This window comes from Streptomyces harbinensis, assembly GCF_900116145.1.
GTDB lineage: Bacteria > Actinomycetota > Actinomycetes > Streptomycetales > Streptomycetaceae > Streptomyces > Streptomyces carpaticus.
The window spans coordinates 150444-166444 of record NZ_FPAB01000009.1 but is presented as its reverse complement, the minus strand read 5'-3'; the positions used below and the strand labels follow the sequence as shown (position 1 = coordinate 166444).

Genomic DNA, 16001 nt, shown 5'->3' with positions numbered 1-16001 from the left:
CCCTCATCACGCCCCACGCTTGATCAGGAGACCCCCTCAATGGCGACATTCCTCTACAGACTCGGACGCCTCTCCTTTGTGCGGCGGCGCCTGGTGGTCCTGCTGTGGGTGGTGCTGCTCGGCCTCGCCGGCGCCGGCGCCGCCGCCAACTCCGAGCCCGGCTCGGCCGAGTTCACCATCCCCGGGACCGAGGCCCAGCGCGCCTTCGACCTGCTCAATGAGCGCTACCCCGGCTCCGGCGCGGACGGCGCCACCGCCCGCGTCGTGGTCCGCGCCCCCGAGGGCGAACTGATCACCGACCCCGCCCACCGGGCCGCCGTCCAGGACCTGGTCGAGGACCTGCGCACCGGATCCGACAAGGTCGCCCAGGTCGCCGACCCCTACGAGACCCAGGCCGTCAGCCAGGACGGGACCACCGCCTACGCCCAGGTCTCCTACCTGGTCAAGGGCCTGGAACTGGAGGAAGCCGACCGCGACGCACTCGAAGCCGCGGTCGACGCCGGGCGCGCCACCGGACTCACCGTGGAGATGGGCGGCGACGCGCTGCTGGAGATCCCGGCGACCGGCATCACCGAGGTCATCGGGGTGGCCGTGGCCGCCGTCGCCCTGGTCGTCACCCTCGGCTCGCTGGTCGCCGCGGGACTCCCGCTGCTCACCGCGCTCATCGGCGTCGGTGTCGCCGTCGCCACCATCACCGCGCTCACCGCCACCCTCGACCTGGACAGCACCACCCCCATCCTGGCCATGATGCTGGGACTCGCCGTGGGCATCGACTACGCGCTGTTCATCGTCTCCCGCTACCGCGCCGAACTCGCCGAAGGACACCCGCACCGGGAAGCCGCCGGACGCGCGCTGGGCACCGCCGGATCCGCCGTCGTCTTCGCCGGCCTCACCGTGATCATCGCCCTGGCCGGGCTCGCCGTCGTCAACATCCCCATCCTGACCAAGATGGGCCTGGCCGCCGCTGGTTCGGTGGCCGTGGCGGTCCTCATCGCCCTCACCATGATCCCCGCGCTGCTCGGCTTCGCCGGCGACCGCATCCTGCCCCGCGCGGCCCGCCGCGCCCGGGACGCCGGCCCCGCCGTGCCGGCCGCCCGCACCACCGGCGACGCGAGCCCGGCCGGAACCGCCGACGGCAGCACCGGGGCGTCCGGGCGACCCAACCTGGGCACCCGCTGGGCCCGCTGGGTGCTGCGCCGCCCGCTGGCCGTCCTGCTGGTGGGCGCCGTCGGACTCGGTGCCCTCGCACTGCCCGCCGCCGACCTGGAACTCGGCCTGCCCGACGACGGCAGCAAGCCCACCGACACCACCCCGCGCCGCGCCTACGACCTGCTCGCCGAATCCTTCGGCGCCGGCTTCAACGGACCCCTGATGGTGGTCGTCGACGGCCGGGACGCGGCGGACGGCGCCACCGCGGCGGCCGAACGGGCCCGCGACCGGATCGCCGGCCTCGACGACGTCGCCGTGGTCACCGAGCCGATGCCCAGCGAGGACGGCTCCACCGCCATCCTCACCGTCATCCCCGCCACCAAGCCGCTGAGCACCGAGACCGAGGACCTGGTCGGCGCCATCCGGGACTCCGCCGCCGCGCTGCACACCGACACCGGCGCCACGCTGCTGGTCACCGGACAGACCGCCATGGGCATCGACGTCTCCCAGAAGCTCGACGACGCCCTCCTGCCGTATCTGGCGCTCGTCGTCGGCCTCGCCTTCCTGCTGCTGATCCTCGTCTTCCGCTCCCTCCTCGTCCCGCTCAAGGCCGCCCTCGGCTTCCTGCTCTCCGTGCTGGCCGCACTCGGCGCCGTGGTCGCGGTCTTCCAATGGGGCTGGCTCGGCGGGCTGTTCGGCGTGGAGGAGACCGGCCCGGTGATGAGCCTGATGCCCATCTTCCTGGTCGGTGTCGTCTTCGGACTCGCCATGGACTACGAGGTGTTCCTGGTCACCCGGATGCGCGAGGCGTACGTCCACGGCCTGCCGCCCGAGCAGGCGGTGGTCACCGGATTCCGGCACGGGGCCCGGGTGGTCACCGCCGCCGCCATCATCATGATCAGCGTCTTCGCCGGGTTCGTCGGCTCCGACGAACCCATGATCAAGATGATCGGACTCGGCCTGGCCATCGCCGTCTTCTTCGACGCCTTCGTCGTCCGGATGACCCTCGTACCGGCCGTCCTCGGCCTGCTGGGCCGCTCCGCCTGGTGGCTGCCCGGCTGGCTGGACCGGATCCTGCCGGATGTGGACGTGGAGGGCGAGAAGCTGCAACAGCGCCTGGCCGGCCCGGACACCGAGCCCCGCACCCGGGAGAGCGCCGTCCCGTAAAACGGTTCAGCGGCGCGCGCGTGGCAGGCGGCCCGAGTGTCGGTGCCGCCTGTCACAATGCACAGCGCGGCGCAGAGCGCGCCGGGGAAGCGGAGCATGAGACGTGACACAGTCGGCAGCGGGCAGGTCCATCGAGAGCCGGATCGCCGAGGAACTCGGCGTGCGCGAGGGGCAGGTGACGGCCGCCGTGGGGCTGCTGGACGGCGGCTCCACCGTGCCGTTCATCGCCCGCTACCGCAAAGAGGCCACCGGCATGCTGGACGACGCCCAGCTGCGCGCCCTGGAGGAGCGGCTGCGCTATCTGCGTGAGCTCCAGGAGCGCCGCACGGCCGTCCTGGAGTCCATCAGGAGCCAGGGCAAGCTGGACGAGGCCCTGGAACAGCGGATCAACGCCGCCGAGACCAAGGCCAGGCTGGAGGACATCTACCTCCCCTACAAGCCCAAGCGCCGCACCAAGGCCCAGATCGCCCGCGAGGCCGGTCTGGAGCCGCTGGCCGACGGCCTGCTCGCCGACCCGACCGTCGATCCGCAGGCCGCCGCCGCGGCGTTCACCGACGAGGCCAAGGGCGTCCCGGACGCCGCCGCTGCCCTCACCGGCGCCCGGGCCATCCTCACCGAGCGCTTCGGCGAGGACGCCGACCTCCTCGGCGACCTGCGCGAGAAGATGTGGACCACCGGCCGGCTGGCCGCCCGGGTCCGCGAGGGCAAGGAGGAGGCCGGCGCCAAGTTCGCCGACTACTTCGACTTCGCCGAGCCGTTCACCAAGCTGCCCTCCCACCGGATCCTGGCCATGCTGCGCGGGGAGAAGGAGGAGATCCTCGACCTCACCCTGGACCCGGAGCCCGCCGACGCCGGCGAGACCCCCGAGGGCCCCAGCGGCTACGAGCGGGCCATCGCGCACCGGTTCGGCATCAGCGACCGGGGCCGCCCGGCCGATGCCTGGCTCACCGAGACCGTGCGCTGGGCCTGGCGCACCCGCATCCTGGTGCACCTCGGCATCGATCTGCGCACCCGGCTGCGCACCGCCGCCGAGGACGAGGCGGTCGACGTCTTCGCCGCCAACCTGCGCGACCTGCTGCTCGCCGCCCCGGCCGGCACCCGCCCCACCATGGGCCTGGACCCGGGGCTGCGCACCGGCGTGAAGGTCGCCGTCGTGGACGCCACGGGCAAGGTCGCCGCCACCGACACCGTCTACCCGCACGCCCCGCGCCGCGACTGGAGCGGGGCGCTGGCCCGGCTCGGCGCCCTGGTCACCGAGCACGGCGTGGAACTCATCGCCATCGGCAACGGCACCGCCTCGCGCGAGACCGACAAGCTCGCCGCCGAGCTGATCGCAGCCCTCGCCCCGGGGAAGCAGCCCACCAAGATGGTGGTCTCCGAGGCCGGCGCCTCGGTCTACTCCGCCTCCGCCTACGCCGGCGAGGAACTGCCGGACCTGGACGTGTCGCTGCGCGGCGCCGTCTCCATCGCCCGCCGGCTCCAGGACCCGCTGGCCGAACTGGTGAAGATCGACCCGCGCTCCATCGGCGTCGGCCAGTACCAGCACGACCTGTCCGAGGTGAAGCTCTCCCGCTCGCTGGACGCCGTGGTCGAGGACTGCGTGAACGGGGTCGGGGTGGACGTCAACACCGCCTCGGTGCCGCTGCTCTCCCGCGTCTCCGGCATCTCCGGGAGCCTGGCCAAACTGATCGTCGCGCACCGCGACAGCAACGGCCCCTTCCACAGCCGCCGGGCGCTCAAGGACGTGCCCCGGCTGGGCCCCAAGGCGTTCGAGCAGTGCGCGGGCTTCCTGCGCATCCCCGGCGCCGCCGACCCGCTGGACGCCTCGGCGGTGCACCCCGAGGCGTACCCGGTGGTGCGGCGCATCGTGCGCGAGACCGGCAAGGAGGTCACCGCGCTGATCGGCGACAGCGCCGCGCTGCGCGCGCTGAAGCCCGCCGACTACGTGGACGACACCTTCGGCCTCCCCACCGTCACCGACATCATCGGCGAGTTGGAGAAGCCGGGCCGTGACCCGCGCCCGGAGTTCCGGGCCGCCCGCTTCAAGGAGGGCGTGGAGAAGATCGGCGACCTGGAGCCGGGGATGCTCCTGGAGGGCGTGGTCTCCAACGTCGCCGCCTTCGGCGCCTTCGTCGACATCGGCGTGCACCAGGACGGCCTGGTGCATGTCTCGGCGATGTCCGCCAAGTTCGTCTCCGATCCGCGCGAGGTGGTCAAGCCCGGGGACATCGTCCGGGTGAAGGTGCTGGACGTGGACGTGAAGCGGCAGCGGATCTCGCTCACCCTGCGGCTGGACGAGGAGCGGCCGGCCGGTGGCGCCCGGGGCGAGCGCGGCGAGCGGGACCGGGGCGGCGCGCCGCGCCAGCGGGACCGGCGCGGCGGTCAGGGCGACCAGCGCGGCGGGCGCCAGGGCGGCGGCGGCCGTCCGGCCCGGGACGAGCGCGCTGGCCGGCAGCCCGCGAACGGTGCCATGGCCGACGCGCTGCGCCGGGCCGGGCTGCTCGGCGGCGGCAACGGTTCCGGCGGCGGTTCCGGCCGGGCCGGCCGCGGACGCTGACCGCCGCGCGACGGCGCCGCACAGGGCGAGGGCCCGGGGCATCCCCCGGGCCCTCGCCCCTTTTCGTCGATAAGTCACCCGATAGGCACGTCTGGTAACCGAGCTTGTCAGAGCGGAGGAGAATAACTTACGGTGCCGTAACCTACGGTCTCGTAGGTACCCCTGTGATTTCGCCGCTCTGGAGCCCCTGTGACGCTGAGCCCCGACCACACCTCCGTCAAGGACACGTGGACCGACGCCCGCCTGCTGTTCGCCCTGGAGGAAGTCGTCGAGAAGGAGCTCAACCGCCATCTCGCGGTGGCCAAGGACTGGATGCCCCACGAGTACGTGCCCTGGAGCGAGGGCCGGAACTTCGACGGCCCGCTGGGCGGCGAGCCGTGGGCCCCCGAGCAGTCGAAGGTCACCGACGTCGGGCGCATTGCCCTGGTGGTCAACCTGCTCACCGAGGACAACCTCCCCAGCTACCACCACGAGATAGCGACCTTGTTCGGCCGCGACGGCGCCTGGGGCACCTGGGTGCACCGCTGGACCGCCGAGGAGGGCCGGCACGGCATCGTGATGCGCGACTACCTCCTGACCACCCGCGCCGTGGACCCGGTGGAGCTGGAGAACTTCCGGATGCGGCACATGTCCGAGGGCTTCGAGTTCGACCACCCCGACTCGATGCTCCACTCGGTGTCCTATGTCGCCTTCCAGGAGCTGGCCACCCGCATCTCGCACCGCAACACCGGCCACCACTCCGGCGACCCGGTGTGCGACCGGATGCTGGCCAGGATCGCCACCGACGAGAACCTGCACATGGTCTTCTACCGCAACCTGCTGCGGGCCGCCTTCGAGCTGGCGCCGGACCGCACCATGTGCGCGGTCCGCGACGTGGTGGTCAACTTCCGGATGCCCGGCCACGGGATCCCCGGCTTCGAGCGCGCCGCCGCCCGGATGGCGCTCGGCGGCATCTACAACATGCGCATCCACCACGACGACGTGCTCCAGCCGGTGCTGCGCTTCCTCAAGGTCATGGACGTGCCCGGGCTCGGCCCGGAGGGACAGCGCGCCCAGGAGGAGATCGGTATGTTCATGAACGGCCTGGACAGCGAGGCCCGCAAGTTCGACGAGCGCCTCGCCGCCCGGCTCGCCCGCCAGGCCGCCCGCCGCGAGAACTGACACGCGGCGGGCCGGCCCTCGGGGGTGGGGATCGAGCAGCGCCAGGGGGAACGCCGGGGCCGCACATGCGGCGGCCGGGGCGGTGCCTCCACCGCCCCGGCCGGTCCGCCACTCAGCCGAGCTGGTTCTTCTGCAGCCGCGCGTACGCCCCGCCACGGCGCATGAGTTCGTCGTGGCCGCCGATCTCCAGCACCTTGCCCCGGTCCATCACCACGATCCGGTCCGCACCGCGGATGGTGGACAGCCGGTGGGCCACCACGAAGACGGTGCGCCCGCGCATCAGCCGCGCCATGGCCTCCTGCACCAGCGCCTCGGAGCGGGTGTCCAGGGCGGAGGTGGCCTCGTCGAGCACCAGGATGCGCGGATCGCGGATCAGCGCCCTGGCGATCGCCAGCCGCTGCCGCTGGCCGCCGGAGAGCCGCGCGCCGCGCTCGCCGACGACGGTGTCCAGACCGCCGGGCAGCCGGTCCACGAACTCCAGCGCGTTGGCGTCCCGCAGCGCCCGGCGCACCCGCTCGTCGTCGACCGGGTCAAGCCCGTAGCCGACGTTCTCCCGGATGGTGCCCTCGAAGAGCACCGACTCCTGCGGCACCACCGACAGGAAACGCCGGTAGCTGCGCAGATCCAGGGTCGCCATGTCCCGGCCGTCCAGCATGATGCGTCCGGAGACCGGCCGGATGAAGCCGATCAGCAGATTGAGGATGGTGGACTTGCCCGCTCCGGAGGCGCCCACCAGTGCGATGGTCTCGCCCGGTGCCACGGACAGGTTGAAGCCGGTGACCGCGGCCTGCCCCTCCGTGTCGTAGCGGAAGCCCACCCGCTCGAAGGCGATCCGGCCGCCGACGCCGGCGACCTGCTCCTTGCCGTCGTTGACCTCCAGGTCGGGGTCCTGGAGCACCTCGCCGAGCGAGCGCACCGATTCGAGTCCCTTGGTGATGATCGGGGCCAGGCCCATCAGCACCGTCATGGAGGCGGTGAGGGTGGTGAAGAAGGTGCTGAGCATCACCACGTCGCCCGCCGAGATCGGCAGCCAGGCGTAGTACGCGACCAGCGCCGCCATCGCCAGACAGCCGATGCCGAGCGCCTGGAGCAGGATCCAGGCCAGCGCGCCGAAGTGGCCGTTGAGCATGTCCAGCCGGAGCCCGGCGGTGAGCACCTGGCGCAGTGAGCCGTCCACCCGGGCCACCGCCGTGCGCTCCAGGCCGTGCGCCCGGGTGACCGGGATCAGTGAGGTCATCTCACCGACCCGGGAGGAGAGTTGTTCCACCTCGCGGCGGAACTGCTCGTTGTGGCTGCGCAGCCGGGAGCGGAGCCGGCGTACCAGCAGCGCGGCGGCCGGTACGACGATGAGGAAGGCGGGCAGCGCGGCCGGCACCCGCAGCCCGATGACGGCGAGTCCGCCCGCCAGCGTCATGATGGCGTTGAGACCGTTGTCCGAACTCTGCTGGACGGAGGTCTCGATGTTCTCCACGTCGCGGATGACCTTGGTCTGCAGGGCGCTGGCGCTCACCCGGGAGTGGTAGCCGATGGACAGTTCCTGCATGCGCCGGCACAGGGCGGAGCGCAGCCGGGTCCCGGTGCGCCGGACGCTGCCGTACAGGCAGCGGATGTACAGCAGGTGCATCGGATAGTTGAGGGCCAGGACCACGGTCAGGACGGCGATGTTGGTGGCCAGATCGGAGATCGGGCGCTGCTCCACCACGATGTCGATGATGTTCGCGGTGACCAGCGGCAGCAGCCAGACCGGTGAGTGCTTGACGCCGAACGCGAGCACGGCGACCAGCAGCCGGACCCGGTCGTCGCGGAACAGATAGGCGAGGGTCCGTACGGGGTGCTCTCCCCGATAACGGTGCTCCAGGGGGCCTTGCGGCAGAGCCATGTAAGCAGCCCTCCAAAAGCCAGGGGGAATGGGTCGCGGGGACCTTGCCCTCCTTGAGCGTCGAACAGTCGCCGAAATTGTGATGGCAAGCGCTCTTGGTCACTTTGCTGGTGTTTTGGGGTATTTCATTGGGGTCTTTGCGCAACGATGCGCCCGGCTGGTCGGGTGACGGAGTGGTTTTGTCATAAAGCAATCTCAGCTGAAGAGAAGCGGTCAAACTGAGCAGGAAACCCTATGAATTGCGGTCATCCGGTCATGCCGCCCTGGCACATGCCAACACTCAGAAGGGTGGACAGCCGATCAGGTGCGCCGCCGCACCCCACCGCCCCCGCCGCGCCAGGTGTTCCGGGTACCTGGCGCCTCACCGCCGCCCCGGTGGACGCCTCCGTACCACTGGTCAGGCACGCCGTACGCGACCTGCTGCACCGCCGGCAGGCCCCGGTGAGCCCCGACCGGCTCGGCTCCCTGCTGCTGATCGTGTCCGAACTGGTCACCAACGCGGTACGGCACGCCGTCCTGCTCACCCCGCAGATCGGCGTCGAGGTCACCCTCGCCCCCGGGCGGGTGCGCGTCGCGGTGGAGGACGGCCACCCGTACCGGCCCAAAGCCCTCGAAACCGGGGCCGAGCACACCAGCGGACGCGGACTCCTGCTGGTGAAGATCGTCACACGGGAGGCCGGTGGCCGCTGCGGCGTCGACTCCACCGCCGCCGGCGGAAAGATCGTCTGGGCCGAACTGCCCTGCGACCGCCACTGACCCCGCCGCTCACCAGCCCGCTGCCGGCCCCGTGACCTCCCGGATCGCCGGACGCGCCGCGTCCAGCACCGTCATGAACCACGCCGAGAACGGCAGCCGCTCATGCCGCTGCGCCAGCTCCTGCGGCGTCACCAGGGCCGTCTCCGCCACCTCTGCCGGATCGGGCCGCACCTCCTGCTCCACCACCCCGGCGAACAGGTGGTTGAACTCCTGCTCCACCAGACCCGACAGCGGGTCGGGATGGTTGTAGCGCACCGTGCCCGCCTCCCGCAGCAGCGCCGGCGCCACCCCCAGCTCCTCCGCCGTGCGCCGGGCCGCCGCGACGAACGGCGGCTCCCCGGGCAGCGGATGGCCGCAGCAGGTGTTGGACCACACACCGGGGGAGTGGTACTTCCCCAGCGCCCGGCGCTGGAGCAGCAGCCGCCCCCGCGGATCGAAGAGGAACACCGAGAACGCCCGGTGCAACTGCCCCGGCGGCTGATGGGCGGCGAGCTTCTCGGCCGTACCGACGGTCCGGCCCGCCTCGTCGACCAGCTCCAGCATGATCGGATCCACCACTACGTCCTCGCTGTCGGGCACGGCCACCTTGTCGGGCTCATCGCGTACGTCTGCGAGGTTATCCCGGGCGGCCACGGCGCCCGGAATCAGTGGCACAGACGGGGCTCGTGAGCCGCATGCCCGTGCGGTTCCAGCTGGAACGTGCAGTGCTCCACGGCGAAGTGCTCACCCAGGCACCCCTGGAGCTCGTGCAGCATCCGCTCGTGCCCCACCGCGTCCAGCGTCTCCTGCTCCACCACCACGTGCGCCGACAGCACCGGCAGGCCCGAGGTGATCGTCCACACATGCAGATCGTGCACATCCGTCACCCCCGGCAGATCCGTGATGTGCCGCCGCACCGCCGCGATGTCCACATCCCGCGGCGCCGCCTCCAGCAGCACCTCCAGCGCCTCCCTGGCCAGCCGTACCGTCCTGGGCACGATCATCAGCGCGATGGCCAGCGAGGCCACCGTGTCCGCCCGCTGCCAGCCGGTGGTGAGGATCACCAGCGCCGCGATCACCACCGCGACCGAACCCAGCGTGTCCGCCAGCACCTCCAGGAACGCGCCGCGCACGTTCAGCGACTCCCGCTGCCCGTGCATCAGCAGCGAGAGCGACACCAGGTTCAGCAGCAGGCCCACCACACCGAAGACGATCGTCAGCCCGCCCGGCACCTCGGCCGGCTCCCGCAGCCGGTGCACCGCCTCGACCAGGATGTAGCCGCCCACCCCCAGCAGCAGCACACAGTTCGCCAGCGCCGCCAGGATCTCCACCCGGGCGAGCCCGAAGGTGCGGCGCTCGCTGGTGGGCCGGTTCGCCACATGGATGGCCAGCAGCGCGAGGCCGATGCCCACCGCGTCCGTCGCCACGTGCCCGGCGTCCGCCAGCAGCGCCAGCGACCCGGTCAGCCAGGCCCCCACCAGCTCGGCGACCAGCAGCACCAGCGCGATCAGCAGCGCGATCCGCAGCCGGCCCCGGTGCGCGGCCCCCGCCGTCCCGTGCCCGTGACCGTGCCCGGACGGGCCCCCGTGACTGTGCCCCGCGCCCATAGAACAGACCCTCCGAAAAACTCCCGGGGCAGCCCCGCGGGCTACCGCTGTACCGGCGTCCAGGCGCCAAGTGAACTACGGGAGGGGGGTATGCGCAACGCGACGGTGAACACCGTTGTCATGTGCTGTGACCTGCGGTTTTCTCCTACGACTGCGGATGGTGGAAGCGCCAGCCCTGCCACGCGGAGGACACCATCTCCGGCAGCGCGTGCGTCGCGGAGAAACCCAGCAGCTCACGGGCCCGCTCCACCGACGCCACCACCCGCGCCGGATCACCCGGCCGCCGCTCCACCACCTTCGGCGCCGGCTTCGTCAACCCGGTCACCTCCACCACCAGATCGGCGATCTCCCGCACCGACGCCCCCACCCCGGTACCGATGTTGACCGTCAGATCCCGGCCCGGAACCGTCAGCGCCCGCGCCGCCGCCAGATGCGCGTCGGCCAGATCCGCGACATGGACGTAGTCCCGCACCCCCGTCCCGTCCGGCGTCGGATAGTCGTCGCCGAAGATCAAGGGCGGCTCGCCGCGCGTCAGCCGCCCGAAGAACATCGGGATGATGTTGAACTCCCCGGTGTCCGCCAGCGCCGGCTCCCGCGCCCCGGCCACGTTGAAGTACCGCAGACAGGCCGTCGCGATGCCGTGGGCCCGCCCCGCCGCCCGCACCAGCCACTCACCGGCCAGCTTCGTCTCCCCGTACGGGTTCACCGGCACGCACGGAGTGTCCTCCGTCACCAGGTCCACATCCGGGGTGCCGTACACCGCCGCCGACGACGAGAACACGAACCGCCCGACCCCGGCCGCCGCCACCGCCTCCAGCAGCACCGTCAGCCCGTACACATTGTCGCGGTAGTAACCCAGCGGCTGCTCGACCGACTCCCCGGGCTGCTTGCGCGCCGCCAGGTGCACCACCCCGGTGACCCCGTAATCGGCCAGCACCCGGTCCAGCAGCGACCGGTCCAGCACCGAACCCCGGCCCACCGGCACCCCCTTCGGCAGCCGGTCGTCCGCTCCCGTGGAGAAGTCGTCGAGCACCACCACCCGCTCGCCCGCCGCCGTCATGGCGTGCACCACATGCGCCCCGATGTAACCGGCTCCGCCGGTGATCAGCCAGGTCATGATCGCCAGCCTAACCGTCGGCCACCCGGCGTGCGCACCGTAGCCGCGCCGTCGCGTAATGTCATCACCGGCGCCGGTTTTGCCTCCAGGATGAACTCGGGGTTTCCTGACCACGACGCCATGCTTGCCGCACGATGGCGATCGGATAATCTCTGCCCTCGTGCAGCCCGTACGCAAGCGGGTTCTGCCCCCTCAAGGAGTGAGTTCAGCTGTCGACCGCGATCCTCACCGGTCCGCCCGTTCCCGGGTCTGTGCTCGGAGCCGACCTGACCGCCCTGGGATTCACCGTCACAGTGGCCGGCAGCCCCACCGCGCTCGGCGCCGTCCTCGCCGGCCTCCCGCCCGGTGAACGCGTCGCCCTCGTCGACCCCCGCTTCACCGGACACCGGCACAGCCTGCGGCTGGCCCTCACCGACCCCCGCTTCGCCGCCGCCGCCGTCCCCGGCGCCCTCACCGTCACCGGCGCCGCCCGTGGAGCACTGGGCGCCGCCCTGGAGCGTACGTCGGCCCAGGTGCCCGCCACCACCGGCGGCGCCGCCACCGACGCGGCCCAGGACATCCTCGTCGACACCCTCGCCGAACGGCTCACCGAGGCCGGCTGCCCCGTGCACCGCCCCGAACTGGGCACCCTCACCGCCGCCGTGCCCCGCACCGACGCCGAACGCACCGCCGCCGAAGCCGCCGTCGCCGCCACCGACGAGGAAGCCGTCCGGCTGCGCTCCGCCGTCAAGTCCCGCGACGGCTTCTTCACCACCCACTGCGTCAGCCCCTACTCCCGCTACCTGGCCCGCTGGTGCGCACGGCGCGGACTGACCCCCAACCAGGTCACCACCGCCTCGCTGTTCACCGCGCTCATCGCCGCCGGCTGCGCCGCCACCGGCACCCGCGGCGGCTTCGTCGCCGCCGGCGCGCTGCTGCTGCTCTCCTTCGTGCTCGACTGCACCGACGGGCAGCTCGCCCGCTACGCGCTCAAGTACTCCACCCTCGGCGCCTGGCTGGACGCCACCTTCGACCGCGCCAAGGAGTACGCCTACTACGCCGGACTCGCCCTCGGCGCGGCCCGCGGCGGCGAGGACGTGTGGGCGCTCGCGCTGGCCGCCATGATCCTCCAGACCTGCCGCCACATCGTCGACTTCTCCTTCAACGAGGCCAACGCCGCCACCACCGGCGGCGGTTCCGGCAGCGCCTCCAGCCCGGCCGCCGCCCTCTCCGGCCGGCTCGACACCATCGGCTGGACCGTCTGGGCCCGACGGATGATCGTGCTGCCCATCGGCGAACGGTGGGCCCTGATCGCCGTCCTCACCGCCCTCACCACCCCGCGCATCACCCTGATCGTCCTGCTCGCCGCCGGCGGCTTCGCCGCCTGCTACACCACCGCCGGCCGCCTGCTGCGCTCCCGCCGCCGGGCCACCGGCGGCGAGGCCGCCGCCCGCGCCCTCGCCGGCCTCACCGACAACGGCCCGCTCGCCGAAGCCCTCGCCCGCCCGTCCCTGCCCGGCAGCACCGGCGCCCTCACCGCCCCGCTGTGGGCCGGGCTCGGCACCGCCGCCCTGCTCGGCATACTCCTGCTGCCCGGCGTCGCCGGCAGCTGGGCCGCTCTCGGCGCCGCCGCGCTCTACGCCCTGTGCGCCGGCCGGGCCACCGCCGCCCCCCTCACCCGCCCGCTGGACTGGCTGCTGCCGCCGCTGTTCCGCGCCGGCGAGTACGGCGCCGTCCTCGTGCTGGCCGCCCGCAGCGACAGCGACGGCGCGCTGCCCGCCGCCTTCGGCCTGCTGGCCGCCGTCGCCTACCACCACTACGACACCGTCTACCGGCTGCGCGGCGGCGCAGGAGCACCCCCACGCGCCCTGGTGCGCGCCGCCGGCGGACACGAGGGCCGCACCCTGCTGGTCGTCGCGGCAGCCGCCGCCTTCACCGGCACCACCACCTTCACCCTCGCGCTCGCGGTCCTCGCCGGGGCCCTCGCGCTGCTGGTGCTGGCGGAGAGTATCCGCTTCTGGATCTCCTCCGCCGCACCCGCCGTACACGATGAGACAGGAGAACCCGCATGATCGGCCTCGTGCTGGCGGCCGGCGCCGGACGGCGTCTTCGCCCCTACACCGACACCCTCCCCAAGGCCCTGGTGCCGGTGGTCGCGCCCGGCACGGACGAGGCCAGATCCGTTCTCGACCTCACCCTGGCCAACTTCGCCGAGGTCGGCCTCACCGACGCCGCCGTCGTCGTCGGCTACCGCAAGGAAGCCGTCGTCGAGCGCCGGGCCGCCCTGGAGCGGCGCTACGGCGTCAAGCTCACCCTCGTCGAGAACGACAAGGCCGAGGAGTGGAACAACGCCTACTCCCTGTGGTGCGCCCGTGACGTCATCGCCGAGGGCGTCATCCTCGCCAACGGCGACACCGTCCACCCCGCCTCCGTCGAGAAGACCCTGCTCGCCGCGCGCGGCGACGGCCGCCGGATCATCCTGGCGCTCGACACGGTCAAGAAGCTCGCCGACGAGGAGATGAAGGTCGTCACCGACGCCTCGGGCGCGGTGCGCCGCATCACCAAGCTGATGCCGCCCGAGGAGGCCACCGGCGAGTACATCGGCGTCACCCTCATCGAGCCGGAGGCCGCCGCCGACCTCGCCGACGCCCTGCGCGTCACCTACGAGCGCGACCCGCAGCTGTACTACGAGGACGGCTACCAGGAACTGGCCGACCGGGGCCTGGCCGTCTCCACCACGCCCATCGGCGAGGTCAGCTGGGTCGAGATCGACAACCACGAGGATCTGGCGCGCGGACGGGAGATCGCATGCCACTACTGACCCGGCTGATCCCCTCGCCCGTCTCCGTCGACATCCGGGCCGGTGCCCTGGACAACCTCGCCGGCCTCCTCGCCGACCAGCGGGTCTCCCCGTCCGGACGGCTCGCGGTCGCCATCAGCGGCGGCTCCGGCGCCGCCCTGCGCGCCCGCCTGGAGGCCGACCTGCCGGGCGCCGACTGGTACGAGGTGTCCGGCGGCACCCTGGACGCCGCCGTGGCGCTGGGCGACGCCATAAAGGCCGGCCACTACGACGCCGTCGTCGGACTCGGCGGCGGCAAGATCATCGACGCCGCCAAGTACGCCGCCGCCCGGGTCGGCCTCCCCATGGTGGCGGTCGCCACCAACCTCGCCCACGACGGACTGTGCTCCCCGATCTCCACGCTCGACAACGACGCGGGACGCGGCTCCTACGGGGTGCCCACCCCCATCGCCATCGTCGTGGACCTCGACGTCATCCGGGACGCCCCGGTGCGCTTCGTACGCTCCGGCATCGGCGACGCCCTGTCCAACATCTCCGCCATCGCCGACTGGGAACTGGCCCACCGCGAGACCGGCGAGCAGATCGACGGACTCGCCGCCGCCATGGCCCGGCAGGCCGGGCAGGCCGTCCTGCGGCACCCGGCCGGCTGCGGCGACGACGGCTTCCTCACCGTCCTCTCCGAGGGCCTGGTGCTCTCCGGCATCGCCATGTCGATCGCCGGCCACAGCCGGCCCTCCTCCGGCGCCTGCCACGAGATCTCGCACGCCCTCGACCTGCTCTATCCCGGCCGGTCCGCGCCGCACGGCGAACAGGTGGGCCTCGGCGCCGCCTTCGCCATGCACCTGCGCGGCGCCGCCGAGGAGAGCCTGCTGATCGCCGAGGTGCTGCGGCGGCACGGACTGCCCGTCCTCCCCGACGAGATCGGGTTCAGCACCGACGAGTTCGTCCGGGCCGTGGAGTTCGCTCCGCAGACCCGGCCGGGCCGCTTCACCATCCTCGAACACCTCGACCTGACCACCGACGAGATCCGGGACCGTTACGCCGACTATGTCAAAACCATCAGTAGCTGAACTCCGCCCGGTCGTGCACCCCGCAGGGGTCAAGGACCGGCGCAGCGGGGAGCACTGGGCCGGGCGCCTGTACATGCGGGAGATCTCGCTGCGCTGGACCCGGCACCTGGTCAACACCCGGATAACCCCCAACCAGCTGACGTACCTCATGGTCCTCGCCGGCATCGCCGCCGGCGGCGTCCTGCTGGTTCCCGGCATCGCCGGGGCGATCCTGGCCGCCCTGCTCATCCAGCTGTACCTGCTGCTGGACTGCGTGGACGGCGAGGTCGCCCGCTGGCGCTCCACCACCTCCATCACCGGCGTCTACCTCGACCGGGTCGGCCACTACCTGGCCGAGGCCGCGCTGCTGGTCGGCTTCGGGGTACGGGCCGCCGACGTCTTCGCCGTCGAGGGCCCGGCCGCCAACTGGCTGTGGGCCTTCATCGGCACCGTCGCCGCCCTCGGCGCCATCCTGATCAAGGCCGAGACGGACCTGGTGGACGTGGCCCGCGCCCGCAGCGGACTGCCCGCCGTCAAGGACGAGGCCGCCACCCCCCGCTCCTCCGGCCTCGCCCTGGCCCGCAAGGCCGCCGCCGCGCTCAAGTTCCACCGGCTGGTCGGCGGCGTCGAGGCATCGCTGCTCATCCTGGCCGTCGCGATCCTCGACCTGGTGCGCGGCGACCTGTTCTTCACCCGGCTCGGGGTGGCCGTCCTGGCCGCGATCGCCGTCGTCCAGACCCTGCTCCACCTGGTGTCCATCCTGGCCTCCAGCAGGCTCCGGTGACCGCCGTGGGAACCGCG

12 protein-coding genes are annotated in these 16001 nt (G+C 72.5%); 8 read left to right on the top strand and 4 right to left on the bottom strand.

Annotated elements, in window-relative coordinates:
• Positions 1-39 precede the first annotated feature (39 nt).
• The 3 genes from BM385_RS22495 (at position 40) to BM385_RS22485 (ending at position 6034) form a co-directional block, all read left to right on the top strand.
• Entirely contained in the window at positions 40-2316 is a 2277-nt protein-coding gene (locus BM385_RS22495) for an MMPL family transporter (RefSeq protein ID WP_019432692.1), read from the top strand.
• Between the two features lie 103 nt (positions 2317-2419).
• Entirely contained in the window at positions 2420-4873 is a 2454-nt protein-coding gene (locus BM385_RS22490; protein ID WP_093844200.1) for a Tex family protein, read from the top strand.
• A 189-nt stretch (positions 4874-5062) separates the two neighbouring features.
• Positions 5063-6034, top strand: coding sequence for an acyl-ACP desaturase (locus BM385_RS22485; protein ID WP_019432690.1), 972 nt, complete (start codon positions 5063-5065; stop codon positions 6032-6034).
• Between the two features lie 112 nt (positions 6035-6146).
• Here BM385_RS22485 and BM385_RS22480 read toward each other — a convergent pair whose 3' ends face one another.
• Positions 6147-7913, bottom strand: a complete 1767-nt coding sequence (locus BM385_RS22480; protein WP_019432689.1) for an ABC transporter ATP-binding protein — start codon at positions 7911-7913, stop codon at positions 6147-6149.
• Positions 7914-8183: 270 nt separating this feature from the next.
• On the opposite strand from BM385_RS22480, the gene BM385_RS22475 reads away from it, so the two are divergent.
• A complete protein-coding gene (locus BM385_RS22475) occupies positions 8184-8669 on the top strand; it encodes an ATP-binding protein (protein ID WP_093844220.1) in 486 nt (161 codons plus the stop codon).
• Positions 8670-8678: 9 nt separating this feature from the next.
• Here BM385_RS22475 and idi read toward each other — a convergent pair whose 3' ends face one another.
• The 3 genes from idi to galE form a co-directional block, all read right to left on the bottom strand.
• On the bottom strand, positions 8679-9212 hold the full coding sequence (idi, locus tag BM385_RS22470; RefSeq protein ID WP_078575882.1) for an isopentenyl-diphosphate Delta-isomerase: 534 nt from the start codon (positions 9210-9212) through the stop codon (positions 8679-8681).
• Positions 9213-9313: 101 nt separating this feature from the next.
• Entirely contained in the window at positions 9314-10255 is a 942-nt protein-coding gene (locus BM385_RS22465) for a cation diffusion facilitator family transporter (protein WP_093844199.1), read from the bottom strand.
• 145 nt (positions 10256-10400) lie between these two features.
• The gene (galE, locus tag BM385_RS22460) at positions 10401-11372 is read right to left on the bottom strand and encodes a UDP-glucose 4-epimerase GalE (RefSeq protein ID WP_019432685.1); all 972 of its coding nucleotides are present in this window, start codon (positions 11370-11372) and stop codon (positions 10401-10403) included.
• Between the two features lie 209 nt (positions 11373-11581).
• Between galE and BM385_RS22455 the strand changes: the two genes are divergently transcribed.
• The 4 genes from BM385_RS22455 to BM385_RS22440 are packed head-to-tail and all read left to right on the top strand — an operon-like array spanning position 11582 to position 15984.
• A complete protein-coding gene (locus BM385_RS22455; protein ID WP_026047227.1) occupies positions 11582-13423 on the top strand; it encodes a DUF5941 domain-containing protein in 1842 nt (613 codons plus the stop codon).
• Positions 13420-14172 carry a phosphocholine cytidylyltransferase family protein gene (locus BM385_RS22450; protein WP_093844198.1) on the top strand — a complete coding sequence of 251 codons (753 nt, stop codon included), beginning with the start codon at positions 13420-13422 and terminating at the stop codon, positions 14170-14172. The genes BM385_RS22455 and BM385_RS22450 overlap by 4 nt, the downstream gene beginning before the upstream one ends.
• Positions 14160-15221 carry an iron-containing alcohol dehydrogenase family protein gene (locus tag BM385_RS22445; protein ID WP_093844197.1) on the top strand — a complete coding sequence of 354 codons (1062 nt, stop codon included), beginning with the start codon at positions 14160-14162 and terminating at the stop codon, positions 15219-15221. The genes BM385_RS22450 and BM385_RS22445 overlap by 13 nt, the downstream gene beginning before the upstream one ends.
• The gene (locus BM385_RS22440) at positions 15199-15984 is read left to right on the top strand and encodes a CDP-alcohol phosphatidyltransferase family protein (RefSeq protein ID WP_093844196.1); all 786 of its coding nucleotides are present in this window, start codon (positions 15199-15201) and stop codon (positions 15982-15984) included. The genes BM385_RS22445 and BM385_RS22440 overlap by 23 nt, the downstream gene beginning before the upstream one ends.
• Positions 15985-16001 lie beyond the last annotated feature (17 nt).

Bases quoted from the DNA above. Each gene is read 5' to 3' on its own strand.
- BM385_RS22495 (WP_019432692.1), top strand. From the start codon at position 40: ATGGCGACATTCCTCTACAGACTCGGACGCCTCTCCTTTGTGCGGCGG.
- BM385_RS22480 (WP_019432689.1), bottom strand. From the start codon at position 7,913: ATGGCTCTGCCGCAAGGCCCCCTGGAGCACCGTTATCGGGGAGAGCAC.
- BM385_RS22475 (WP_093844220.1), top strand. From the start codon at position 8,184: ATGCCAACACTCAGAAGGGTGGACAGCCGATCAGGTGCGCCGCCGCAC.
- idi (WP_078575882.1), bottom strand. From the start codon at position 9,212: ATGCTGGAGCTGGTCGACGAGGCGGGCCGGACCGTCGGTACGGCCGAG.
- BM385_RS22465 (WP_093844199.1), bottom strand. From the start codon at position 10,255: ATGGGCGCGGGGCACAGTCACGGGGGCCCGTCCGGGCACGGTCACGGG.
- galE (WP_019432685.1), bottom strand. From the start codon at position 11,372: ATGACCTGGCTGATCACCGGCGGAGCCGGTTACATCGGGGCGCATGTG.
- BM385_RS22450 (WP_093844198.1), top strand. From the start codon at position 13,420: ATGATCGGCCTCGTGCTGGCGGCCGGCGCCGGACGGCGTCTTCGCCCC.
- BM385_RS22445 (WP_093844197.1), top strand. From the start codon at position 14,160: ATGCCACTACTGACCCGGCTGATCCCCTCGCCCGTCTCCGTCGACATC.
- BM385_RS22440 (WP_093844196.1), top strand. From the start codon at position 15,199: ATGTCAAAACCATCAGTAGCTGAACTCCGCCCGGTCGTGCACCCCGCA.